This is a genomic window from Burkholderia sp. Ac-20345 (assembly GCF_017104825.1).
Classification (GTDB): domain Bacteria; phylum Pseudomonadota; class Gammaproteobacteria; order Burkholderiales; family Burkholderiaceae; genus Burkholderia; species Burkholderia lata_B.
Genome location: NZ_JAAGPO010000348.1, coordinates 1 through 5430, shown reverse-complemented (window position 1 = coordinate 5430; position 5430 = coordinate 1). Strand labels below are relative to the sequence as shown.

The 5430-nt window shown below is 69.2% G+C and carries 6 protein-coding genes; 4 read left to right on the top strand and 2 right to left on the bottom strand.

The window, feature by feature from the left end:
- Positions 1-51 precede the first annotated feature (51 nt).
- Together sctV and sctU are read right to left on the bottom strand one after the other, a co-directional pair.
- Positions 52-2124 carry a type III secretion system export apparatus subunit SctV gene (gene sctV, locus G3O06_RS46215; protein ID WP_174974830.1) on the bottom strand — a complete coding sequence of 691 codons (2073 nt, stop codon included), beginning with the start codon at positions 2122-2124 and terminating at the stop codon, positions 52-54.
- Positions 2121-3203: a type III secretion system export apparatus subunit SctU gene (gene sctU / locus G3O06_RS46210; protein WP_085043269.1), complete on the bottom strand. Its 1083-nt coding sequence runs from the start codon at positions 3201-3203 to the stop codon at positions 2121-2123. Before sctU ends, sctV begins: the two co-directional genes overlap by 4 nt.
- Before the next feature lie 235 nt (positions 3204-3438).
- Here sctU and G3O06_RS46205 point away from each other — a divergent pair, with 235 nt between their 5' ends.
- The 4 genes from G3O06_RS46205 to G3O06_RS46190 all read left to right on the top strand — a co-directional run.
- Complete coding sequence (locus G3O06_RS46205) at positions 3439-4008, top strand: HrpB1 family type III secretion system apparatus protein (RefSeq protein WP_174974828.1); 570 nt, start codon at positions 3439-3441, stop codon at positions 4006-4008.
- Positions 4009-4021: 13 nt separating this feature from the next.
- Positions 4022-4438, top strand: a complete 417-nt coding sequence (locus tag G3O06_RS46200) for a type III secretion protein HrpB2 (RefSeq protein ID WP_072436863.1) — start codon at positions 4022-4024, stop codon at positions 4436-4438.
- A 2-nt stretch (positions 4439-4440) separates the two neighbouring features.
- The gene (gene sctJ, locus G3O06_RS46195; protein ID WP_205820074.1) at positions 4441-5286 is read left to right on the top strand and encodes a type III secretion inner membrane ring lipoprotein SctJ; all 846 of its coding nucleotides are present in this window, start codon (positions 4441-4443) and stop codon (positions 5284-5286) included.
- Positions 5283-5430 (top strand): type III secretion protein HrpB4 (locus G3O06_RS46190; RefSeq protein ID WP_277403797.1); only part of this gene is annotated, 148 nt, incomplete at its 3' end. The genes sctJ and G3O06_RS46190, both read left to right, overlap by 4 nt.

Here is a 5430-nt window from a genome sequence, read left to right as displayed (position 1 = left end):
CGGCGGCAGGCTCACCCGCGATGATTCGCACGGGCCTCAGATCGGCGGCGCTCATGCGTGGGCCGCAGCCGGCATCGTCACACGGCCGACCGGCTTCAATTCGACCTGGTCGCCAAGCTCCTGATACGAGTAGACGGGCAGCCAGCCGAGCCGCGCCTCGATCATCCGTCGCGTGTAGCGGCGCACGTCCATCGACGTGACGAGCGCGACGTCGTCGCGCGGTGTCTCGCCGACGAACGACGCGACGCTGTCAACGAGATAGCGGACCTGCTCGGGCGGCAGCGCGAGGAAGTTGCCCGCGGGCGTCTGCTTGATCGATTGCCGGATATGCTGCTCGACCGGCAGATCAAGCAGCACGGCCGGCAGTTGCCGCGCGCCGCGCGCCGCGCGATACGCGAGATAGCGCGACAGGTCGCCGCGCACGTATTCGGCAAGCATCAGCATGTCCTTCTCCTTCGGCCCCCACGCGACGAGGCTCTCCATGATGTCGCGCGCGTTGCGGATCGGGATGTGCTCTTCGAGCAGGCGACGCAGCACGTCGGCGATCCGCTGCGTCGGCAGCGCCTTCTGCACTTCGGCGACGAGCCCCGGATAGTCGGTTCCGAGCTGGTCGAGTATCCATTGGGTTTCCTGGATGCCGAGGAACAGATGCGCGTTGCGTCGCAACAGCGCGATCGTCTCCTGCGCGATCACCTGCTCGGCACGCCACGCGCGCGCGCCGGCCGGCACCGCCTTGTCGTCGATCCAGTAGCTCTCGGCGAGCCCGCCCGCCGGGCCGCGCTTCGTGCAGCGGCCGGCGAGCGCCGGGTCCGACGCCGCGTCGGGCAGCATCGTCTGGTCGGCCGACAATTCGAGCCGCGCCTGCGGCACGTCGCGCATCAGGATCTCGCACGTCGCTTCGGGCAGCGCGTCGCTCGTCCACAGCGTGATGCCGGGAAACGGCAGCCCCTGCTCTTCCTGCAGCTTCGCTCGCTCCTCGTCGAACGCGCGATCGAGCGCGGCGGGCGCGAGCCGCGCGACGAGATCCGGCGACACCCGCACGCCGATCGCGCACGTGAAGAGCGGCGCGCGCGGCAGGATCGACGGCGTGCTGCCTTTCGCACCCGCGCGCTGCAGCGCGATCACCGGCTCGCCGCGTGCGGTCGTGCGGCGCGCGCCCTTCTGCAGCCGGTAGCCGGAAAACGCGAGAATCGCCGACAGCAGCACGAACAGCGCCGCCGGAAAGCCCGGCACCGCCGCGAAACCGATCAGCAGCACCGACGCGAAGTACAGCGCGCGAAAGCTGCCGCCGAGCTGCTTCGCGATCTCGGAGCCAAGCGACGTGCCTTCGCCTTCGTCGTGATCGTCCGCGACGCGCGTGATCATCACGCCGGCGGCGACCGAGATCAGCAGCGACGGAATCTGCGACACCATCGCGTCGCCGACCGACAGGATCGAGAAGCGGTTCGCCGCTTCGCCGGCCGTCATCCCGTGATACATCACGCCGATCGCGATGCCTGCGACGATGTTGACGAGCGTGATGATGAGCCCCGCGATCGCGTCGCCCTTGACGAACTTCATCGCCCCGTCCATCCCGCCGTGCAACTGGCTCTCCTTCGCAAGCGTCGCGCGCTTGCGGCGCGCCTCGTCGGGCGTCAGGATGTTCGCACGCAGGTCCGCGTCGATGCTCATCTGCTTGCCGGGCATCGCGTCGAGCGTGAAGCGCGCGCCGACTTCGGCAACGCGCTCCGAGCCCTTCGCGATCACGATGAACTGCACGGTCGTGATGATCAGGAACACGACGAGGCCGACGACGAGATTGCCGCCGACGACGAGCTCGCCGAAGCTCTCGATGATGTCGCCCGCGTTCGCGTGCAGCAGGATCGACTTCGTCGACGCGATGTTCAGCGACAGCCGGTACAGCGTCGTGAACAGCAGGACCGACGGAAACACCGACAGCGACACGATGCTGCCGACGTACATCGTCACCATCAGCAGCGTGACGCTGATCGCGATGTTGATGCCGAGCAGCACGTCGATCACCTCGGGTGGCAGCGGCAGGATCATCAGCGAGACGATCGCGACGACCAGCGCCGTGATGCCGACCTCGCCGCCGGCGGGGAGTTTGAGGGTTTTCAGCGTCATGACGACCTCTCGGAGGGAACGGCGGCGTCGGTGCGCGCGCCCGCGACCGACTCGACCCAGCGCAGGATCGCGGCCACCGTTTCAAACAGTTCTTCGGGAATCGCCGCGTCGCGCTCGACGCGGTACAGTGCGCGCGCGACGGGCGGATTGCCGACGATCGGCACGCCGAGCGCGTGCGCGTGGCGGCGCAGCGCGAGCGCGCCGTCGTCGACGGCTTTCTCTATCACCCGCGGCAGCGGATACTCGTCGGGCGCATAGCGGATCGCGATCGCGTAATGCGTCGGGTTGACGACGAGCACGTTCGCCTGGCCGACCTTCTGCCGCGCCGGCGCGCTCGTCGCGATCTCGCGCGCGAGCCGGCGGCGCTCGCCCTTCGTGTGCGGATCGCCCTCGCTCTCCTTGTTCTCGCGCTTCGCCTCTTCCTTCGTCATCCGGTTGTCGCGCATGAACATCATGCGCGCGATCTTGTAGTCGGCCGCCGCGAACACCGTGACGACGAGCGCGACGACGCCGAGCAGCTTCATCAGCACAGTCCACAGCACGCGCGACAACTGCGGCGTCGCCTCGTACACGCTCGCGACGACCAGCGGAAACAGCGACATCATCATCTTCCAGATCACGCACGCGAGCACGACCGCCTTGACGATCATCTTCACGAGCTCGAGCAGCGACTTCATCGAGAAGATCTTCTTGATGCCCGCCATCGGATTGATCGCGTCGAACTTCGGCATCACGGGTTCGAGCGTGATCATGAAACCCGCCTGCGGCGCCTGCGACACGATGCCCGCGACGATCGCGGCGACGACGAACGGCAGCATCGTCAGCGCGGCGCTCGCGGCGAGGTCGTGCAGCGCGGACAGCGTCGCCTGCGGCGTGCGTTCGCCATTCACGAAATCGAGCGCGGTGCGGATCGTGCGCGACAGGCCGCCGGTCAGCATCGATTCACCCGCCGTCAGCACGCCGATCGCGGCGGCCAGCGTCACCGCGTCTGCTACGTCCTTGCTCTTTGCGACCTGGCCCTTCTCGCGGACCTTCTTCAGTTTCCGTTCGGAGGGTTCTTCGGTTTTCTCTTCGGCCATCGCCGCCGTTCCTGTCGAGAGTCGGACATGGCGCGTACGTTAGCGGCACGCGGCGGCGGCCGCGCGCGCCGACCCGAAGCGGCGCCGTCCCGCGCGAAGCGCGTGTGGCGCTTCGCCTCGCGCGCGCGCACTTCGCATCGGCGGCCGGGCGGGCGCGGCGCGCTGCTACCTTGCGCTCCATACGCCATTTCCTCAACGACATGCGCCGCTCGCGCGGCGACACGGAGCGCACACCATGGACGAATCCCGGCCGACCTATCTGCGATGCAACCAAGCGGCGCTGAACGAACTGATCGACGCCGCGAGCCTCGCGCTCGGCGGCGCGCTCGACGGCCCGGCCGCCGATCCCTACGACATGGGCCTGCTGATCGACGCGCTGCGCGTGCTCGCGCCGCAACTGCCCGCCGCCGACATGTTCGACGGCATGCTGCACGTCGCGCTCGGCAACTTCGACGACGCGGTGCGCGTGTTCGCGGAGATCGCGAACGGCACGACGAACACGATCTACGGCAAGGCGCTGCTCGCGTTCGCGCTGCAACTGAAGCGCGATCCGGAATGGCGGATCGCCGCCGACGAGGTGCTCGCGGCCGGCAGCCCCGCGCAGGCGGTCGCGCTCGTGCGCGCGCTCGAGCGGCAGCACGACGTGATGCTCGCGAAGGAACACGCGGATCGCACGGGTGTCTGGGAGCTTCCTGAATCGGCCGCGGCGGCCAACGGCGACACGCCCGATGCGCCGTCCGCGAACCCGGCCGGCGGCTTCGATGCGCAGGCCGCGTTCGCCCATCAGCAATATCTGCGTCTTTGACGAGGAGGCCCGCATGAATGCCCCGCTTTCCCCGGTCGACCTGACCCGCGCGCTCGACGTCGCGTTCTCCGACGCGGCGGCGGCGCCAGCCGGCGCGACCGCAGCGCCGACGCCCGACGTCCCGGCCGACGTCGCCAGCCGTTTCCAGGCGCTGATGTCGAACGCTACGCCGACGCCGCCCGTCGCGCATTCGCGCGAAGCAAGCGCCGTGTCGAAGCTCGTCGAGACGTCGGACGCCGCGATCAAGCAGGTGCTCGACAACTCTGCCTACCTGAGCCAGCACGCGGACGAACTGTCGATGAACCAGATGTTCGCGGCGTCGATCCAGGCGTCGGCCGAGGCGACCGCGATGCAGATCGACCTGCAGGCGAAGATGGGCGTCGTCACGTCGACGAAGGATGCGATCGGCTCCCTGATGAAGAACCAGTGACCATGGAACGACTCCTTTCCCCGATCGCCGCCGGCGGCCGCCGCCGCGCGGCCCGGCTTGCCGCGCTGCTCGCGTGCGCGGCGCTCGTCGCCGGCTGCCAGCAGGAGCTGTACGGCGGCCTCGCCGAGCGCGACTGCAACGAGATGATGGCCGCGCTGCTCCAGAACGGTGTCGACGCGCAGAAGAAGACGCCCGACGGCGGCAAGACGTGGACGCTCGCCGTCGACGACAAGCAGATTGTCAAGGCGATGGAAGTGCTGCGCGCGCGCGGGCTGCCCGCGACACGCTACGACGATCTCGGCGCGCTGTTCAAGAAGGACGGCCTCGTGTCGACGCCGACCGAGGAGCGCGTGCGATTCATCTACGGCGTGTCGCAGGAGCTGTCGGACACGCTGTCGAAAATTGACGGGGTCGTCGTCGCGCGCGTGCACATCGTGCTGCCGAACAACGATCCGCTCGCACAGGTCGCGAAGCCGTCGTCGGCGTCGGTATTCATCAAGTACCGGCCGAACGCGAATCTCGCGACGCTGACGCCGCAGATCAAGAACCTCGTCGTCCATAGCGTCGAAGGGCTGACGTACGACGAAGTGAGCGTCACGTCGGTCGCCGCCGATCCGGTCGATCTCGTGTCGGCCGCGCAGCCGAGCGTGCAGAAGTCCGGCGGTGCGACGCTCGTCGGCCTCCTGATCGCCCTCCTCGTGTGCGTCGCGCTCGCGGCCGCGGGCGGTGTGCTGTGGTGGCGCGCGCGCAAGCACGGCGGCGCGGACGGGGGCGGGCCGGCTGCGCGGCTGCGCGGCGGCAACGACGCGCAGGCCGCGGCCGCGCCTCAACAGGCCGGCGCGCGATGAGCGGCGGTACGCCGATCGCGAGCGTCACGGCGCGGGCCGCGTGGCTCGCCGGCTACGACGCGAACGCGCGACGCGCGGCCGACTGGGTTCACGCGAGCTGGCATGGCGCGCTCGCACCGCTCGTCGCGACGACACGCGCGCATA

What these genes read in the sequence shown, in the direction of transcription:
- sctV (WP_174974830.1), bottom strand. Translation starts at nt 2,124, where the DNA reads ATGACGCTGAAAACCCTCAAACTCCCCGCCGGCGGCGAGGTCGGCATC.
- sctU (WP_085043269.1), bottom strand. Translation starts at nt 3,203, where the DNA reads ATGGCCGAAGAGAAAACCGAAGAACCCTCCGAACGGAAACTGAAGAAG.
- G3O06_RS46205 (WP_174974828.1), top strand. Translation starts at nt 3,439, where the DNA reads ATGGACGAATCCCGGCCGACCTATCTGCGATGCAACCAAGCGGCGCTG.
- G3O06_RS46200 (WP_072436863.1), top strand. Translation starts at nt 4,022, where the DNA reads ATGAATGCCCCGCTTTCCCCGGTCGACCTGACCCGCGCGCTCGACGTC.
- sctJ (WP_205820074.1), top strand. Translation starts at nt 4,441, where the DNA reads ATGGAACGACTCCTTTCCCCGATCGCCGCCGGCGGCCGCCGCCGCGCG.